The sequence below is a fragment of the Salegentibacter profundi genome, from assembly GCF_054121475.1.
Map to the genome: position 1 here is coordinate 230,265 of NZ_JBSYGG010000003.1, position 17,233 is coordinate 247,497.

General features: G+C 41.4%; 16 protein-coding genes and 1 riboswitch. All 16 genes read right to left on the reverse strand.

Annotated elements, in window-relative coordinates; genetic code table 11:
* Positions 1–17 precede the first annotated feature (17 nt).
* The 16 genes from metF to ACW6NC_RS06095 all read right to left on the reverse strand — a co-directional run bounded on the left by metF (position 18) and on the right by ACW6NC_RS06095 (position 17,226).
* Positions 18–974: a methylenetetrahydrofolate reductase [NAD(P)H] gene (gene metF / locus ACW6NC_RS06020; RefSeq protein WP_457864368.1), complete on the reverse strand. Its 957-nt coding sequence runs from the start codon at positions 972–974 to the stop codon at positions 18–20.
* 62 nt (positions 975–1,036) lie between these two features.
* Positions 1,037–3,715: a methionine synthase gene (metH, locus tag ACW6NC_RS06025; RefSeq protein WP_457864370.1), complete on the reverse strand. Its 2,679-nt coding sequence runs from the start codon at positions 3,713–3,715 to the stop codon at positions 1,037–1,039.
* Between the two features lie 2 nt (positions 3,716–3,717).
* Positions 3,718–4,734, reverse strand: a complete 1,017-nt coding sequence (locus ACW6NC_RS06030) for a homocysteine S-methyltransferase family protein (protein WP_457864372.1) — start codon at positions 4,732–4,734, stop codon at positions 3,718–3,720.
* Between the two features lie 48 nt (positions 4,735–4,782).
* Positions 4,783–4,890: riboswitch (SAM riboswitch) on the reverse strand.
* Between the two features lie 76 nt (positions 4,891–4,966).
* The gene (locus ACW6NC_RS06035; protein WP_457864374.1) at positions 4,967–5,389 is read right to left on the reverse strand and encodes an OsmC family protein; all 423 of its coding nucleotides are present in this window, start codon (positions 5,387–5,389) and stop codon (positions 4,967–4,969) included.
* A 175-nt stretch (positions 5,390–5,564) separates the two neighbouring features.
* On the reverse strand, positions 5,565–6,629 hold the full coding sequence (locus tag ACW6NC_RS06040; protein ID WP_457864376.1) for an NAD(P)/FAD-dependent oxidoreductase: 1,065 nt from the start codon (positions 6,627–6,629) through the stop codon (positions 5,565–5,567).
* Positions 6,622–7,215: a precorrin-2 dehydrogenase/sirohydrochlorin ferrochelatase family protein gene (locus tag ACW6NC_RS06045; RefSeq protein WP_457864378.1), complete on the reverse strand. Its 594-nt coding sequence runs from the start codon at positions 7,213–7,215 to the stop codon at positions 6,622–6,624. The genes ACW6NC_RS06040 and ACW6NC_RS06045 overlap by 8 nt, the downstream gene beginning before the upstream one ends.
* Positions 7,216–7,227: 12 nt before the next feature.
* Complete coding sequence (cobA, locus tag ACW6NC_RS06050) at positions 7,228–8,001, reverse strand: uroporphyrinogen-III C-methyltransferase (protein WP_457864379.1); 774 nt, start codon at positions 7,999–8,001, stop codon at positions 7,228–7,230.
* Positions 7,994–10,087 carry a HEPN domain-containing protein gene (locus ACW6NC_RS06055; protein WP_457864380.1) on the reverse strand — a complete coding sequence of 698 codons (2,094 nt, stop codon included), beginning with the start codon at positions 10,085–10,087 and terminating at the stop codon, positions 7,994–7,996. The genes cobA and ACW6NC_RS06055 overlap by 8 nt, the downstream gene beginning before the upstream one ends.
* A 190-nt stretch (positions 10,088–10,277) precedes the next feature.
* Complete coding sequence (locus tag ACW6NC_RS06060; protein WP_457864382.1) at positions 10,278–11,525, reverse strand: sulfate adenylyltransferase subunit 1; 1,248 nt, start codon at positions 11,523–11,525, stop codon at positions 10,278–10,280.
* A 70-nt stretch (positions 11,526–11,595) separates the two neighbouring features.
* On the reverse strand, positions 11,596–12,495 hold the full coding sequence (gene cysD, locus ACW6NC_RS06065) for a sulfate adenylyltransferase subunit CysD (RefSeq protein ID WP_457864384.1): 900 nt from the start codon (positions 12,493–12,495) through the stop codon (positions 11,596–11,598).
* Between the two features lie 11 nt (positions 12,496–12,506).
* Complete coding sequence (locus ACW6NC_RS06070; RefSeq protein ID WP_457864386.1) at positions 12,507–13,136, reverse strand: phosphoadenosine phosphosulfate reductase domain-containing protein; 630 nt, start codon at positions 13,134–13,136, stop codon at positions 12,507–12,509.
* 1 nt (position 13,137) lies between these two features.
* On the reverse strand, positions 13,138–13,395 hold the full coding sequence (locus ACW6NC_RS06075; RefSeq protein ID WP_457864388.1) for a DUF2061 domain-containing protein: 258 nt from the start codon (positions 13,393–13,395) through the stop codon (positions 13,138–13,140).
* Between the two features lie 107 nt (positions 13,396–13,502).
* A complete protein-coding gene (locus tag ACW6NC_RS06080; RefSeq protein WP_457864389.1) occupies positions 13,503–13,922 on the reverse strand; it encodes an RrF2 family transcriptional regulator in 420 nt (139 codons plus the stop codon).
* Between the two features lie 71 nt (positions 13,923–13,993).
* Positions 13,994–15,157 carry a trans-sulfuration enzyme family protein gene (locus tag ACW6NC_RS06085; RefSeq protein ID WP_457864391.1) on the reverse strand — a complete coding sequence of 388 codons (1,164 nt, stop codon included), beginning with the start codon at positions 15,155–15,157 and terminating at the stop codon, positions 13,994–13,996.
* A gap of 19 nt (positions 15,158–15,176) precedes the next feature.
* Complete coding sequence (locus ACW6NC_RS06090; RefSeq protein ID WP_457864392.1) at positions 15,177–16,250, reverse strand: aspartate kinase; 1,074 nt, start codon at positions 16,248–16,250, stop codon at positions 15,177–15,179.
* Positions 16,213–17,226: an alpha/beta fold hydrolase gene (locus ACW6NC_RS06095; RefSeq protein ID WP_457864394.1), complete on the reverse strand. Its 1,014-nt coding sequence runs from the start codon at positions 17,224–17,226 to the stop codon at positions 16,213–16,215. Before ACW6NC_RS06095 ends, ACW6NC_RS06090 begins: the two co-directional genes overlap by 38 nt.
* Positions 17,227–17,233: the final 7 nt, after the last annotated feature.

The window sequence follows — 17,233 nt, forward strand, 5'->3', positions numbered from 1 at the left end:
AAATGTATGGCAATATTTTAAAAAACTGCCTGGGCTATTTTCTGAATATTTGTGCTTTTCCCCATCGAGTAATAATGCAAAACAGGTACCCCTGCTGCAATCAGTTCCTTACTCTGATAGATCCCCCACTCAACTCCAACTTCTCTAACTTCTTTATTGTCCTTACACTTTTCAACTTCACGAATTAAGTCCTCAGGCATATCTACATGAAACCGATGAGGGATAACACTGAGTTGGCGCTTAGTAGCAATAGGTTTTAAACCGGGAATAATGGGAATCGTAATCCCGTGTATTCGACATTTTTCCACGAATTCGAAATATTTCTGGTTGTCAAAAAACATCTGGGTTACCACGTACTCTGCGCCTGCCTCCACTTTTTCCTTGAGGCGTTGTATATCCTTATCCAGGCTTGGAGCCTCCATATGTTTCTCAGGATAGCCAGCAACCCCAACACAAAAATTGGTATTATGACCTTTCTCAATGACCTTATCAAGGTATTTCCCCTTATTCATATCTCCAATTTGCTCTACCAGGTCTCTGGCAAAATGGTTCCCTTCTTTCTCTGGGGTGAAATAGGTTTCACTCTTCACTGCATCTCCTCTTAAGGCCATTACATTTTGAATCCCAAGGAAATCAAGGTCAATTAAAAAGTTCTCGGTATCTTCTTTGTTAAAACCACCGCAAAGGATATGGGGCACCGCATCAACAGCGTATTTGCTCTGAATAGCAGCGCAAATCCCTACCGTCCCCGGTCTTTTTCGCACTATCTTCTTTTGTAAAAGCCCATTGCCCTGGTCATTAAAGACATATTCTTCCCGGTGATAGGTCACGTCTATAAATGGTGGTTTAAATTCCATCAAAGGATCAATTCCATTATAGATTGACTGGATATTCTGACCTTTCAATGGTGGTAAAATTTCAAAGGAAAATAAAGTTCTTCCTTTTGCGGCTTCTACATGTTCGGTAATTTTCATAAAATACTCTCTAAAAACTTTTATAACTTAAAATGATTTCGGGGTAAAACGGCTAAATAATTTTATTCCGCAATAATCGGATTTAACCATTTTTCTGCCTTTCTTAATGTAATATTTTTGCGTTCAGCGTAATCCTTAACTTGATCTTCCTTTATTTTTCCAAGGCCAAAATACCGGGCTTCTGGATTAGCAAAATAGTACCCACTAACACTGGCTGCTGGCCACATGGCAAGACTTTCAGTGAGCTTAACCCCAATCCTTTCTTCTACCCTTAAAACCTTCCAGATACTCAGTTTTTCCAGATGGTCCGGACAAGCAGGGTAACCCGGTGCCGGTCGGATACCTTTGTAGTTTTCCTTTATCAGTTCTTCATTGCTAAGGTTTTCTTCCGGGGAGTAAGCCCAAAATTCCGTTCTCACTTTTTGATGTAAATATTCCGCAAATGCCTCGGCCAATCTATCGGCAAGCGCTTTAATCATGATCGAATTATAATCATCATGATCCTCTTCAAATTTTGCGGCCATCTCCTGGGTTCCAAAACCCGTGCTAACACAAAAACAGCCCATATAATCCTGTAGGCCAGTTTCCTTCGGGGCAATAAAATCGGCAAGTGCAAAATTAGGCTGCTCACCGTGTTTTTTCAATTGCTGACGAAGCGTCCTGAAAATCATATTTTTTTCCTCTTGGCCTTCTTTGTAACGGATTTCAATATCATCATCGTTTACAGAATTGGCAGAAAATACCCCAAATACCGCCTTGGCCGTCAGCAATCTTTCATCCAGAATACGATCCAGGAGTTTTCTGGCATCAGAAAAAAGCGACCTTGCTTGCTCCCCAACCTTGGCATCATTCAAAATGCCGGGGTATTTACCGTGAAGATCCCAGCTTCTGAAAAATGGACTCCAGTCAATAAAGGGTTCCAGTTTCCTAAGGTTAAAATCCTCTATAACCTTCACCCCTAATTCTTCAGGCTCCTTGATCTGAACTGATGCCCAGTCAACCTGGAATTTATTTTGCCTGGCCTCTTCAAGCTTGAGAAAGGATTTTACCTTGCTCCGTTTTTTGAAATTTTTTCTAAATTTATCATATTCGGATTTGAGTTCCTGCATGTACTTTTGCTTAGTACTTTCCTTAAGCAAGTCTCCTACCACAGTAACTGCACGGGATGCATCATTGACATGCGCCACGGCATTTTCATATTGAGGGTCGATTTTCACAGCGGTATGCGCCTTCGAGGTAGTTGCTCCACCTATTAATAATGGCACTTTAAAATCCTGACGCTGCATTTCTTTTGCAAGGAATACCATCTCATCAAGGGACGGAGTAATAAGGCCGCTAAGCCCTATCACATCCACATTTTCTGCTTTTGCGGTTTCGATGATCTTCTCTGGAGGAACCATCACCCCAAGGTCTATTATTTCATAATTATTACAGCCTAACACCACGCTAACGATGTTCTTTCCTATATCGTGAACATCTCCTTTGACAGTTGCCATAAGAATTTTCCCGGCAGACTGGCGCTTGGAAGTTTTATCAGCTTCAATATAGGGAAGAAGATAAGCTACCGCTTTTTTCATCACCCTGGCTGACTTTACCACTTGAGGAAGAAACATTTTGCCGCTTCCGAATAGATCGCCCACCACGTTCATTCCAATCATCAAATGACCTTCAATCACTTCAATTGGCTGATTGGCTTGTTGTCTGGCCTCTTCAATATCATCAAGAATATACCCGTCAATTCCCTTTACCAGGGCGTGAGTAATCCGCTCCTGAAGTGGATTATCTCTCCAGGAAAGGTCGATTTTACTCTCTCTTTTAGAACTCACCACATTTTCTGCAAAATTAAGTAGACGTTCGGTAGCATCCTCTCTACGGTCCAAGATCACGTCTTCCACATGCTCGAGCAGATCTTTTGGAATTTCATCATATACCTCCAATAAAGAAGGATTTACAATTCCCATGTTCATACCGGCCTTGATGGCGTGGTAAAGAAATACAGAGTGCATCGCCTCCCGCACCGGGTTATTCCCACGGAAGGAAAATGAAACATTGCTTACACCCCCACTCAAACTAACATGGGGTAAATGCTCTTTTACCCACCGGGTGGCCTCAATATAATCTACCGCATTTCTTTTATGCTCATCCATTCCCGTACCTACCGGAAAAATATTTAGATCGAAAATGATGTCTTCAGGAGGGAATTTCACTTTATTTACCAGGATGTCGTAAGAACGTTTTGAAATTTCAATTCGTCGTTCATAATTATCTGCCTGCCCCACTTCATCAAAAGCCATAACAATTACCGCTGCTCCATAACGCTTTATTTTTTGTGCATGTTCTAGAAATTCCGCCTCTCCTTCTTTTAAGCTGATGGAATTAACTACACATTTTCCCTGTACTACCTGCAAACCAGCCTCTATGATTTCCCATTTTGAGCTATCAATCATTATAGGTACCCGCGCTATATCAGGCTCAGCGACAATTAAATTTAGAAATTTAACCATAGTCTCTTTACCCTCAATAAGGCCATCATCCATATTGATATCGATAATCTGGGCTCCGTTCTCTACTTGTTCTCGAGCGATTTCCAGGGCTTCTTCAAATTTCTCCTCCTTGATTAGCCTTAGGAATTTTTTGGACCCTGCTACATTGGTGCGTTCCCCAACATTTACAAAATTGCTTTCTGGAGTGATAATTAAAGGTTCCAACCCCGATAACCGTAATGCTCTCTTTTCTACCATATTTAATTGCTTATCGGATTTTTTGATCTCTCTATAGATCTGGGCTTGTATCCCTTAGCCACCTGGGCTATCGCCCTTATATGTTCTGGCGTAGTACCACAGCACCCTCCCAGAATATTGACAAGTCCCTTTTCTAAATATTCCCTGATTTGGTTTGCCATTTCTTCCGCATCCTGATCATATTCCCCAAAGGCATTCGGCAAACCTGCATTAGGGTATGCTGATACTCCTGAATCCGTATATCGGTTTAAAACTTCGAGGTGAGGAGTGAGTTGTTTTGCCCCTAAAGCACAGTTAAACCCGATACTTAAAAGGGGTATATGGGAAACAGAAATCAAAAAAGCCTCAGCCGTTTGACCTGAAAGGGTTCTCCCCGAGGCATCAGTAATCGTACCACTTACCATCACCGGAATGTCCGAAGGGAGTTCTTCCTTCAGTTCATCTATGGCAAAAAGTGCTGCTTTAGCATTAAGGGTATCAAAAACTGTTTCTATAAGTAGAACATCAACACCTCCATCAATTAAAGCTCTGGCCTGTTGCTTATAAGCCACCCTTAGTTCCTCAAAAGAAATTGCCCTGAATCCGGGATCGTTAACATCCGGAGACATACTAGCAGTCTTATTGGTTGGTCCCATGGCACCAGCCACAAAGCGGGGTTTATCCGGTTGCTCAGCAGTCATTTCTTCGGCTACCTTTTTAGCAATACGGGCTGATTGGAAATTCATCTCATACACCAGATCCTCCATCTTATAATCGGCCATTGCTATGGAAGTACCAGAAAAAGTATTGGTCTCCACAATATCAGCACCAGCTTCAAAATATTTTCGATGAATTTCCGCAATAGCTTCTGGCTGGGTTAAAGACAAAAGATCGTTATTCCCCTGCAAAGGCACCTCCCAGTGGGCAAAACGACTGCCCCGAAAATCCTGTTCGGTGAATTTATACTCCTGCAACATTGTGCCCATAGCACCATCCAGGATTAAAATTTTATGTTTGATTTGTTCTTCTAATTTTGACATGGTATGGTAATAAATCACTATCAAAAAAAGAAGCAGGAAGAGAGTCTCTTGTTATCTATCTTCGCTTAGGCGAAGTAGAATGTAGCACCTTCTCCCATTACAGGAGGGTTGCTAAGGTTTCATCGGGTCTATTCCCTCAACCTTTCTTGATAACGATATTAATTAATGAACTTGAACGGACAAATATCGGTTATAACTAATCTATTTCCAAAGAAATGAAATCTTTTTAAGCCTATTTTATCTTTTCCCCGTTTAAGCTAATAGAATAGGTGATTTCGGCGGCCTTCTCCAACATCTTTGAAACTGAGCAATATTTTTCCATGGAAAGCTCTACTGCTCTTATGACTTTAGCAGCTGGAGCATCACCTTGTAGGATAAAATGCAAATGAATCCCTTTAAAGACATTCGGAATAGCTCCTTCTTCCCTAAAACCTTCGACCTCCACTTCAAGATCGTCGAGCTCCACTTTTTGTTTCTTAAGGATCATCACAACGTCTATACTACTGCAACCTGCAAGACCACGCAACAATAAATCCATCGGACTGGCACCTTGTGGGTTTTCTACCGATTTATTATCCAGGTAGACGACATCCCCCCGTTCATTAGTGGTTTCAAAACGGTATTCCTTGTTTATGCGTTTTAAATGAATTTTCATGGTAGCCAATTTTGGAGCAAATTTAGAAAAAAGCCGTTATCTTCAGAAAAAATATATCATAAAGCGCCGCTAACTTTTTCTTTTGAAAGCTTTTGATGGAATTTTAGTTGGTAAAATAAAAAGAACTCAATCAATTAAGCCACCTTTCCCTGGTCAAGGAAAGGTGGAATTTCTTTTATACCTCAATACTCTGCACTACTTCTTTTTTGGCCTCTTTTTTACTCCCATCAAAACCAGTAACCCCGCCGACAGTGGTATATTTAAGCACATACTTTTTATCTGGATAAATTCGGTGGTATGCACTTTGACACATAATCGCTGCTTCATGGAAGCCGGAAAGTATGAGTTTTAATTTTCCTTTATAGGTATTGACATCACCGATGGCATAAATACCAGGAATATTGGTTTGATAATCATAGGAATTATCAACTTTTATGGCATTTTTTTCAATTTCAAGTCCCCAGTTACCAATCGGACCGAGTTTAGGAGAAAGGCCGAAAAGAGGAATGAAGTCATCCACTTCCCTGAATTCTTCTCCCCTGGCTTCATCCTTATGTCGAATCACAACTTGCTCTAATTTCTCTTTGCCTTTTATACCAACCACTTCTGCATTGGTGATCATTTCAATCTTTCCGAGTTTTGCCAATTCTGAGACTCTTTCCACTGAATCCAAAGCTCCCCGAAATTCTGCCCGGCGATGCACCAGGGCAACCTCAGAAGCCACATCAGCAAGATAGATTGCCCAGTCCAAAGCAGAGTCGCCTCCACCGGCAATGACTACTCTTTTGTCGCGATAAACTTCAGGGTCCTTAATAAAGTACGATACTCCCTTATCTTCAAAGGCTGCGATATTGGCTATGGGGGGTTTCCGGGGTTCAAAGGAACCAAGACCTCCGGCAATAGCCACTACTGGTGCGTGGTGTCTGGTGCCCTTATTGGTAGTGACAATAAAACTTCCATCCTCCAGCTTCTCTATGCCTTCGGCCCTTTCGCCCAGTGTAAATCCCGGCTCAAAAGGTTTGATCTGTTCCATTAGATTCTTCACCAGATCTCCAGCTAATATTTCAGGAAAGGCCGGGATGTCGTAAATGGGTTTTTTGGGGTAGATCTCAGAACATTGTCCGCCCGGTTGTGGTAAGGCATCGATCAGATGCGTTTTCATTTTTAATAATCCCGCTTCAAAAACGGTAAATAAACCGGTAGGACCGGCTCCTATGATCAGGATATCTGTTTTAATCATCACTCTTGTTTTTAACTTTTAATGATTCGGTTATTGTATTCATTTGTTCAACTTTAGTTTCAAAATCCCCCTTTATACTGCTGCGGTATTCATTAAGGTTTTCCACCATTTTATTAATGCTCTCCGGAATCACCTCCTCAAAAAACTCCCGCAGTCGTTTGGCGGTGGTTGGGGATTTCCCATTTGTGGAAATGGCTATTTTAACCTGTCCCTTTGTTACGATACCCCCCATATAAAAATCACAGAGGTTAGGGGTGTCGGCAATATTGGCCAGTAAATAACGGCTTTTGGCATCCCGGTGAATTCGCTGATTCAATTTTTCGTCATTGGTTGCCGCAATTACCATGTGTTTCTTTCTTAGGTATGTCTTTCTATAGCGTTTCTTCTTAAGTTTAGCTCCGTGTTGTTCAGCCAGCGCCTTGGTTTCCGGTGAAAACCATTTAGCCACAACTTCTACATTGGCATGCGGGCTGGATTTAAAAAGGAAATGCAATTTCTCATATCCCACATTTCCCCCTCCAACTACCAAAATCTTAAGATGATTTACTTTTAAAAAAACCGGATATAATTCGTTTTTTTCTTCCATAGCTATATTCGTTTAGGTAGAACCACCTTGAGCATCTTCCTCAATAACTTGATAAACAGCTTGCAGGCTTCTGCTTTCTCTAACCACTTCTCCAATGACAATAATGGAAGGAGCAGTTAAGCATTTTTCTTTAACTATTTTTTCAATGGTCTGAATCCTACCTATACCCGATCTTTCATTGGCCGTGGTTCCGTTCTGAATAATGGCTACCGGAGTCTGAGCCTTCCCGTTTTCACGGAATATTTTAACGATCTCGGCTAGTTTTCCCATGCCCATGAGGATTACTACCGTAGCAGTAGACTGAGCTGCCAGACGTACGTCTTCGGATAATTCTTTCTGGCTGGTGGTACCTGTAATTACCCAAAAACTCTCTGAAGTTCCTCGTTGAGTTAAAGGGATTCCCACATTTGCTGGCACAGCCATGGAAGATGAAATCCCAGGTATTACCGCAGTTTCAATACCTTTGCTATGAGCGTATCTCACCTCCTCTGATCCCCTTCCGAAAATAAAAGGATCACCGCCTTTCAGACGTACAACATGTCCGCATTCTAAGGCAAATTTGACAATAAGTTCATTGATCTCATCCTGGGAATAACGGTGTTTATCCTTGCGTTTTCCTACAAAAACATGAACTGCCTCTGGCGCGTAGCCTAATAATTCACGATTTATCAAAGCATCAAATAAGACTACTTTAGCGTCTTTTAAAGCATTTAAAGCTTTAACTGTAATGAGCTCGGGGTCTCCGGGACCGGCACCCACAACACTTAGTTTTGGATTACTAAACATTTTGTACCTCCTTAGTTCTATAGGCATCAACCCTTCTCAAAAATAATTGGGCATCCTCCAAATATTTATGGGCAAAGGCCTCGCTGGGTTTATTTTCGTTCAATTGATACGCAAATTCTTTAAAGGAAGATGGTAGCTCGATTTTCCCGGTTTCCACAAAGAGTTCATCAAACTGGGAAATAATTCCGGCCTGAGTATTGGTCTTTACCTGATCGGAAAGCAATATCGCCTTAGCCGAATTGACAATCGAGGTATAACTATGATAAATACTATCTGCCCAGGCCTTTCTTTCCATTGCGCTTTTAGCATTATCTATCTTTTCCTCACTCTCAAATAATAGAGTGGCGATCAAATCGATAACTACCCCAGCACACTCACCTACCCCGACTGCCTTAATATAAGGCTTATCATGCCCCCAATCTACAAACTCATTCTCTGTAAGACTGGATGTATCGGCTAGGTCTTTCAACAGGTCATAAAAGTAAGTTTTACCCTGTCGGTCATAATACTCCCTAAATTTTTCCTCTGGAAATGAATGAGTCTCAAAATCATCGAGTAATAATCGTAAAGCCTGTGGTCCTCGTTTGCTGGGTATTTTAACTACTTTGTCCGCAAAACGTCCTTTTCCATTCCCCAGTGTACCGCCTCCCAGTAAAACCTGAAGTGCAGGAGCTACGCTTTTCCCGATTCTTATCGACATGCCCTGGAATCCGATTTCCGCCATATTATGCTGTCCACAGGCATTCATGCAACCACTGATCTTAATAGTGATATCCTTTCCATTGGTAAACTGCGGATACTCATCCTTTAACACATCTTCCAGTACATCTGCAATACCCGTGCTACTGGCAATACCCAGGTTACAGGTATCAGTTCCAGGACAGGCGGTGATATCCAAAGTTTTATTATAACCTGTTTGAGCTAATCCAATTTTCTTTAATTCTAAATAGAAAAACGGTAAAAAAGTCTCACGGACATGACGAATTAAGATGTCCTGTCTCAAGGTGAACCTCAACTCATTGCCTGCATAGGTTTTTATAAGATCTGCAAGGTTTCGGGCCGCACCGGTATAAAAATCACCCAGTGGCACCCGAATACCAATGGCATAAAGTCCTTCTTGTTTCTGTGGAATAACATTGGTGCTTTTCCAGGTTTCATAAGCTTTTTGATCTTCGATCTTTACCGCTGGCACGTCAACTTCCTGGAGTCTAGGTGCCACTTCAAATTTAGCAACCTCAAATGCCGGAGAAACTTGGGAAAGTGCCGTTTGCTGTTGTTCCACCAGTTCCATAAAAGACTCTTTCCCAATATCTTTGATTAAATATTTCATCCTGGCTTTCATCCTTTTTTTTCTTTCACCATACCGATCGAAAACTCGCAACACCCCTTCGGTTAATCCGATGATTTTTTCGGCTTCAATAAAATCATACAGCTCATCGGCATGGCGGGGTTGAGAGCCTAGACCTCCACCCAGCATTACCTTAAACCCCCGTTTTCCGTTTTTAATTTTTGCTATAAAGCCCAAATCGTGAATGTAACTTAGCGCCGTATCTTCTTCAGAAGATGAGAAGGAAATCTTAAATTTACGCCCCATTTCCTGACAAATTGGATTACGTAAAAAGAAATTAAAGGTGGCTTCTGCATAGGGGGACACATCAAAGGGTTCTTGGGTATCAATCCCTGCCGTGGGAGACGCAGTTACATTTCGCACCGTATTTCCGCAGGCCTCTCTAAGGGTAATATCATCTCTCTCTAACTGGGCCCAAAGCTCAGGAGTACGATCCAGGCTTACATGATGAATTTGTACATCCTGCCTGGTGGTAATATGTAGCCTCCCCGTTGAATATTCATCAGAGACCTCCGCAATTCGATGTAACTGTTCTGAAGTTACTTTTCCAAAAGGCAGTTTTATGCGAACCATTTGAACTCCCGCCTGTCGCTGTCCGTAAACCCCACGGGCCAATCGAAGACTTCTGAATTTTTCTTCATCCGCTTTTCCCTCTCGAAACAAACGTATTTTTTTCTCCAAATCCAGGATATCCTGTTCGACTACTGGATTCTCAATTTCGGTTCTAAAACTTTGCATAATCTTAATTTTTGTGCCTTGTGGCAATTAGGTTTTAATCGGTTTTTCCGGAAGACCGGAAATAAAAAAGCCCTTTTTGGGTATACCTAAAAGGACTTTTTATAGTTGCGTTTATAAAAAATACTTTTAGGTAGGCGGCCTACGCATACACATCATCCACATAAAATGTAGTCTGTAATTCTTCATAATTTTAATTCTTCACAAAACCAACTCCTGCTGTGGTATTGGTTTGGGTATCTATTAGGATAAATCTTCCGTTTTCCTGATGTTCCTCGAATTTATCAGCGAAGACAGGTTTACTTAGTTTTAGGGCTACCTCTCCGATTTCGTTTAAGCTTAGGGAATCCACCTCGGTTAAACCTTCATAACTGGTAGAAATGCGGCCTTCTATCTTAGCCACCTTGGCAAGCACATCATTGGTGTTATGCTGCAATATATATTTTGTACCAGGGATCAAAGAAGTACCGTCCATCCAACAAACCGTGGCCTTTAATTCCCGTGTCTGCTGGGGTAGCTCACTAGTTTTGACCAGCATATCCCCCCTCCCGACATTGATCTCATCCGTTAAAGTAATAGTAACGGCACTTCCTGCAGGGGCCTCTTCAAATTTTTCCTCGAAAAAATAAATGTCTTTAATGGTAGAAGAGGTAAGCGAAGGGAGTACCGTAACCTTATCACCCACCTTAAGACTGCTTCCGGTAATCTTTCCCGCATAACCGCGAAAATCATGAAATGCCTTTGTCTTTGGCCGAATGACGGTCTGAACTGCAAATCTAGCTGGCGTCTCTGCTTTGAAATCATCAGCTTTAATTTTTTCCAGGTGATCAAGTACAGTGTCTCCTTTGTACCAACTCATCGCCGAAGAATTTTCAGCGATATTTTCACCCCAGAGCGCAGAAACAGGAATAAAGCTAATTTTTTGGTCTTTGAAATTGCTTTTTTGCTGAAGGTTCTTAAAGTCGGCTACGATCTCATTAAAAACTTTTTCGGAATAATTGATTAGGTCCATTTTATTGACCGCTACTATCACCTCTTTCACCCGAAGCAGATTATTGATAAAAAAATGTCTGTAGGTTTGTTCTATTACTCCTTTTCGGGCATCAATTAAAATGATCGAAGCTTGAGAAGTGGAGGCGCCGGTTACCATATTACGGGTATATTCTACGTGTCCCGGAGTATCAGCAATGATGTAACTCCTATTTTTTGTCGAAAAATAAATATGCGCTACATCTATGGTAATTCCTTGCTCTCGTTCAGCTACTAAACCATCGGTGGCCAGTGAAAAATCCAGGTAATCCAATCCATTTCGCTTGCTGGCTTTTTCTATGGCTTCAATTTTATCTATGGTAAGCGACCTGGTATCGTATAATAACCTTCCAATCAGGGTACTTTTGCCGTCATCCACGCTGCCGGCTGTTGCTATTTTTAAAACTTCCATCAATATTCTTTTTAAACTTTAAAATTCAATCTCCCCTTTGGGCCCTCTCGGGTACCCCAAAGACGCAGGATTAAAAATATCCCTGCTGTTTACGAGTTTCCATCGCGGCTTCTGATCGCTTATCGTCTATCCTGGCTCCACGTTCGGAGATACTGGACTCTCTGATTTCCTGAACAATCTTTTCTATGGAATCGGCTTGTGACTCAACCGCTGCCGTGCAGGTCATATCGCCTACGGTCCTGAAACGGACCATTCGATTTTCAGTTTTTTCATCCTCCTCCCGATAGACATAATCGGAAGCTGACCAAAGCAAGCCATCGCGTTCAAAGATCTCGCGCTGGTGAGCATAATAAAGTGAAGGTATTTCAATGCCTTCTGATTCAATGTAACTCCAGACATCAATCTCCGTCCAGTTAGAAATTGGAAATACCCTTACATTTTGTCCAATTTCAATTCTCCCATTTAGCATATCGAAAACTTCCGGCCGCTGATTTTTCTCATCCCATTCTCCAAAATCATTTCTCACAGAAAAAATTCTTTCTTTGGCACGCGCCTTTTCCTCATCACGCCGAGCCCCACCAATACAGGCATCAAATTTAAATTCTTCAATGGCATCGAGGAGCGTATTGGTTTGCAGGGAATTTCGGCTGGAATACTTTCCTTTCTCCTCGACTGCTTTGCCATTATCAATATCATCCTGCACATTTCTTACAATCAACTCCAATCCCAATTCATCTACCAACCGATCCCTGAATTCAATGGTCTCCGGGAAATTATGGCCCGTATCAATATGCAGTAAGGGAAAAGGTATCCTGGCCGGATAAAAAGCCTTTTGTGCCAGGCGCACCAGGGTAATGGAATCTTTTCCACCGGAAAATAAGAGCACCGGATTTTCAAACTGTGCCACAACTTCCCTGAAAATATAGATCGCCTCACTCTCCAGGCTGTTTTGTTTTAAAATTTTTTCCATTTTTTTCCAATTTAAGCGTGCAATCCACATTCACGGTTAGACAAAACCTTGGTAGGATCAAAGTATTTAAATTCATTAGGCAAGGCATTTTCCTCAAGGTAAGTATCCAATTCCTCGTCACTCCAGTAATAAAAGGGACTCACTTTCAATATTCCATCTTTGCTATAGCTTAATACTCCTATGCTATCTCGGAAAGCCGTTTGGCCTTTCCTCAAATTAGTGAACCATATATCCGGTTTTTGTTGTTCCATCGCCCTTTGAAAGGGTTCTAGCTTTACCTGCCTGGTAAATTCTTCGTGTTGGGTGGAATCCACATCCGGAATACCTCCAAAAAGAGCATCTCTGTAAGCCGCAGTTTCCTTGGGGGTATAAAGCTTTACATTTAGCTTTAATTCTTCAATGACCTCGGTGGCATGTCTATAGGTTTGTGGGGTATTATAACCTGTATCACACCAGATCACTTTTATGGCTGGCTCTATCCTGGAAACAGCGTGTAAAATAACCGCTTCATAAGGACGGAAATTAGTAGTAATTACTGGCCTTCCTGCATTCGAAACAGCCCACCGAATGATTTCGGAGGGATTACTTTTTCGGAACTGCTCGTTGAGTTCTTTTAATTCGTTTTCACTAAGCTTTTTCATATTATTCCTTTCCAAAGTTTATGGCATTCCATAGCCTTTCATGACCAAAGTATAGCACCATTTTAGTAACTAGTTCTACCGAACCAATGGCCAGGGCAGTTTCCACTTTTCCCGTTAACATCCAACTGATACCAATAGTATCTAGGGTGCCTATGGTTCTCCAGCTTATGGTTTTGAGAACACTGCGTACCGGTTTTTCACCGGAAGAGTCCTCCTTAAAGCTCTTTGTAGCCTTTCGGGTTTTTAATAACATAATCATCTTTTAATAAAGTCTATTACCCTATAGGTTTACTAGGTTATTAAGCAAAAGTACTTTTCCCAAATGGGAATGCCAATTAATTTGTCTTTAAATTAACTCGTTTAACATTATTTCTTTACCCTTGCCAAATCAGCCAGGGTATTTTCACCTAAAACATTTAATGTACTATCCCTAACCTGAACCATCAGAGCATGTACCGAACAGGTGGCTTCATCGGGACAATCCTCACATTTTTCATAATAGTTCAGACTAACACAGGGCACCATGGCTATTGGGCCTTCCAAAACCCTGATCACCGAGGTCATCTTAATTTCTTCTGGCTCCTTAATGAGATAATAGCCCCCGCCCTTACCTTTCTTAGAGCCCAAGAAACCGGTTTTTCGCAAACTTAAAAGTATGCTTTCCAGAAATTTCAATGAGATATTTTCACTTTTGGCAATCTCTGATGTTTGTACAGGTTTCCGATCTTCACGTGTGGCGATATAAGCCAGGGCCTTGATCCCGTATTTTGTCTTTTTTGAAAGCATAGTACGAAGATACTTAAATAAAATTTTTACTTCGTCCTCTTACCTTTTACTAATTTATTTTTTTCTTCAATTCATTTCTTGTTTAAAGCCTGGTTCAAATCGGCAATCACATCATCAGGATGTTCAAGTCCCACGGAAATCCTGACTAATCCAGGAGAGATTCCAGCTTGTAACCTGTCTTCTTCACTAAGTTTACTATGGGTAGTCGAGGCTGGATGAGTAACGATACTTCGCGTATCTCCTAGGTTAGCCGATCTCGAACAGAGTTTGATAGCGTTTATAAACTTCCGACCGGCTTCCAGTCCTCCTTTAATTTCAAAGGAAACAATATTCCCACCGGCTTTCATCTGCTTCTTTGCAATATGATATTGAGGATGCGATTCCAGGAAAGGGTATTTCACCTTTGCCGCATTGGGCTGGCTCTCTAAAAATTTAGCAACCTTTAAAGCGTTTTCACAATGCCGATCAAGTCTTACTGCCAAAGTTTCCATACTCTTAGACAAGACCCAGGCATTAAATGGAGACAAGGCCGGCCCGGTATTTCTAGAAAATAAATAGATCTCCCTGATCAAATCTGCATTACCGACGGTTACCCCTCCTAAAACACGACCTTGGCCGTCAATTAGTTTGGTGGCTGAATGAATCACAAGGTGAGCACCAAATGCTATTGGATTTTGTAGGTAGGGTGTCGCAAAACAATTATCAATTATCAAAATAAGATCATGTTTTCTGGCTATTTCACCTAATAACTCCAGGTCCAGGATATCCACCCCGGGATTAGTTGGACTTTCCGCAAAAATTATCTTTGTTTCAGGCCTTATAAGGCTTTCAAGATTTTCTATTTCACCTACACTAAAATAACTGTGTGTAATATTCCATTTTGGAAAAAACTTGGTAAATAAACTATGTGTGGAACCAAAAACCGCCCTTGCCGAAATAATATGATCTCCACTATCGAGCAAAGCCGCCAGTGTAGAAAATACTGCACTCATTCCAGTAGAGAAAGCAAAACCGGCCTCTGCTCCTTCCATTTTTGAAATTTTATCAACAAATTCAGAGGTATTAGGATTGGTAAAGCGACTGTAAATATTCCGCGACTTTTCTTCGGCAAAAGAAGCCCGCATATCCTCGGCATCTTCAAAAACATAACTCGAGGTAAGGTAAAGTGGCGTGGAATGTTCCAGAAATTGGGTTCTTTCTGTCTGGGTTCTGATGGCTTCGGTTTCAAAATGCATTTCGTTGGATTTTTAATTATTAATTGAGCCTATGGGATAATTTCAGCACATCCCAGACCAAACCGCGTGCGGTTACCCCTGCCCCAGCACCGGCTCCCTGAATCACCAGGGGTTGACTAGCATAGGACTCTGTATAGATCTCGAAAATATTGTCAGCGCCTTTGATCTGTCCTAAAGCAGATGTTCGTGGCTCGGAGATCAACCTGGCTTCCAACTTGGTATTTTCTACATCGATTTCACCTATATAGCGTAAAACATGATTACCTTCCAGTTCTTTCTTATGGGTCGCAAAAATTTCATCCAATTCAGAAATTCTTTTCTTAAAATCTTTTGCAGAGTTTTGGCCGTTTAACTTTTCTGGAATAAGGCTCTGGATCTTAATTTGTTCAAATTCATTTTTCAATTGAAGTTCTCTTGCCAGGATAAGGAGCTTTCGTCCCACATCATAACCAGAGAGATCCTCGCGGGCATCGGGCTCAGTATATCCTAGTTTATCCGCTAACTGTAAGACCTCCGAAAATTCTTCATTCCCTTCAGAATAGGTATTAAAGATAAAGCTCAAAGAACCGGAAAATACACCCCTAATGCGAGTTACTTTCTCCCCTGCCTGATACAGCCCTTGTAAGGTATCCACTATAGGCAGACCTGCCCCCACATTGGTCTCATAATAAAAAAGTTTGTTGTGTTTTTCGAGTTCTTTTCGTAATCCATTATAAAATTCTTGGGACAGGGTATTGGCCAGCTTGTTGGCGGCAACTAAATGGAACCCATTTTGGACAAGCCTTGGATATTCCAGGACAAAGTCTTTACTGGCAGTAGCATCAATAATTATAGGGTTTTCCAGCTGGTGCTTTCTACTGAATTCAAAAATACTTTCCAACTGATAGGATACCGCTTTATGATTAAAGTCTTCCTGCCAGGTTTCACTAATGCCTCCTGGTCTTAGAAGCGCTTTTTCCGAATTAGCGATTACTGGAATTTCAAGGTTTAGTTTAAATTCCTTGACCCATTTCGTTCTTATTTTTAAAAGTTGGTCTATAAGGGTCCCCCCCACATTACCTACTCCAAATAAGATGATGTTCACTGTTTTCATTTTTTATTTTGTTAGTCTTAAATACTGGTTTTAAAAATCGGCTGAGTTGAGAGGCTTCAATTAAAAAAGCGTCATGCCCGTGGATGGATTTTATTTCGTGAATACTCACATTGTGTTTTGCCAGGGAAAGATCCACATAGGTTGCCCAGTTTTCATCGGCAAGGAAGAACCAATCTGAATTCACGGTAATTATATGGATGTGGCCCTTTATTTTCTTTGCGACCTCCAGGTAATTCCCCTTTCCATTGCTGATATCGATGGTAGTGAGCAGGTGATTCATCAATTTATAGGAAGCCAGCTGAAAACGTTCCTCCAGTTTATTCCCGTGATATTGCAACCAGCCTTCCACCTTGTAACATGCCTGCACCTCTTCTCTTGAACGGTTAAATTTTTTAGCAAGGGATTGTGGAGTCCGGTAAAAGGTCATCGCGTGCATCCGTGCATCTTTGACTGGGCAGACCGAATTGTTTAAAATCTGGGCCTGCACTTTGCAATTTGCAAGTACCCAATCAGTAGCTTTAAAATCAGTTGCAATAGGTACAATATGTTCTGCAAGGTCGGGTTGCAATGCTGCCAGCTCCCAGGCAAGTGCACCACCAATAGACCCCCCAATAATAGCAAACAGTTTATTGATTCCCAGCTCTGCCAGGGCTAAGGCCTGTAGCCTGGCAATATCTTTCAAACTGAAATCTTTATAATTGTCTATTAGGTCCTCTTTTTTTCCACTGAAACCATTACCCGGAATATTAATAGCTAACACTGCATAATGATCGGTATCTATGGTTTTTCCTGACCCTACAATTCCACTCCACCAGCCGTTTTCACCGGTAACCTGGGAGTTTCCAGTTAAAGCGTGATTTACCAATACTATTGGAGCAAGCTCTAAAGGCTGCCCAAATTGCTGGAAACAAAGGTGAATATTCTGAGTCTCTCCGGCAGAATTTTCAAAATTTTCTATAAGGATCTCCTGAAGCATATTTTCT

Coding starts and splice junctions, on each gene's coding strand:
- ACW6NC_RS06070 (WP_457864386.1), bottom strand. CDS start 13,136: ATGAAAAAGCTTAGTGAAAACGAATTAAAAGAACTCAACGAGCAGTTC.
- ACW6NC_RS06085 (WP_457864391.1), bottom strand. CDS start 15,157: ATGCATTTTGAAACCGAAGCCATCAGAACCCAGACAGAAAGAACCCAA.
- ACW6NC_RS06095 (WP_457864394.1), bottom strand. CDS start 17,226: ATGCTTCAGGAGATCCTTATAGAAAATTTTGAAAATTCTGCCGGAGAG.
- ACW6NC_RS06040 (WP_457864376.1), bottom strand. CDS start 6,629: ATGATTAAAACAGATATCCTGATCATAGGAGCCGGTCCTACCGGTTTA.
- ACW6NC_RS06080 (WP_457864389.1), bottom strand. CDS start 13,922: ATGCTTTCAAAAAAGACAAAATACGGGATCAAGGCCCTGGCTTATATC.
- metH (WP_457864370.1), bottom strand. CDS start 3,715: ATGGTAGAAAAGAGAGCATTACGGTTATCGGGGTTGGAACCTTTAATT.
- ACW6NC_RS06045 (WP_457864378.1), bottom strand. CDS start 7,215: ATGGAAGAAAAAAACGAATTATATCCGGTTTTTTTAAAAGTAAATCAT.
- cobA (WP_457864379.1), bottom strand. CDS start 8,001: ATGTTTAGTAATCCAAAACTAAGTGTTGTGGGTGCCGGTCCCGGAGAC.
- ACW6NC_RS06055 (WP_457864380.1), bottom strand. CDS start 10,087: ATGCAAAGTTTTAGAACCGAAATTGAGAATCCAGTAGTCGAACAGGAT.
- cysD (WP_457864384.1), bottom strand. CDS start 12,495: ATGGAAAAAATTTTAAAACAAAACAGCCTGGAGAGTGAGGCGATCTAT.
- ACW6NC_RS06090 (WP_457864392.1), bottom strand. CDS start 16,250: ATGAAAACAGTGAACATCATCTTATTTGGAGTAGGTAATGTGGGGGGG.
- ACW6NC_RS06035 (WP_457864374.1), bottom strand. CDS start 5,389: ATGAAAATTCATTTAAAACGCATAAACAAGGAATACCGTTTTGAAACC.
- ACW6NC_RS06030 (WP_457864372.1), bottom strand. CDS start 4,734: ATGTCAAAATTAGAAGAACAAATCAAACATAAAATTTTAATCCTGGAT.
- metF (WP_457864368.1), bottom strand. CDS start 974: ATGAAAATTACCGAACATGTAGAAGCCGCAAAAGGAAGAACTTTATTT.
- ACW6NC_RS06075 (WP_457864388.1), bottom strand. CDS start 13,395: ATGATTATGTTATTAAAAACCCGAAAGGCTACAAAGAGCTTTAAGGAG.
- ACW6NC_RS06060 (WP_457864382.1), bottom strand. CDS start 11,525: ATGGAAGTTTTAAAAATAGCAACAGCCGGCAGCGTGGATGACGGCAAA.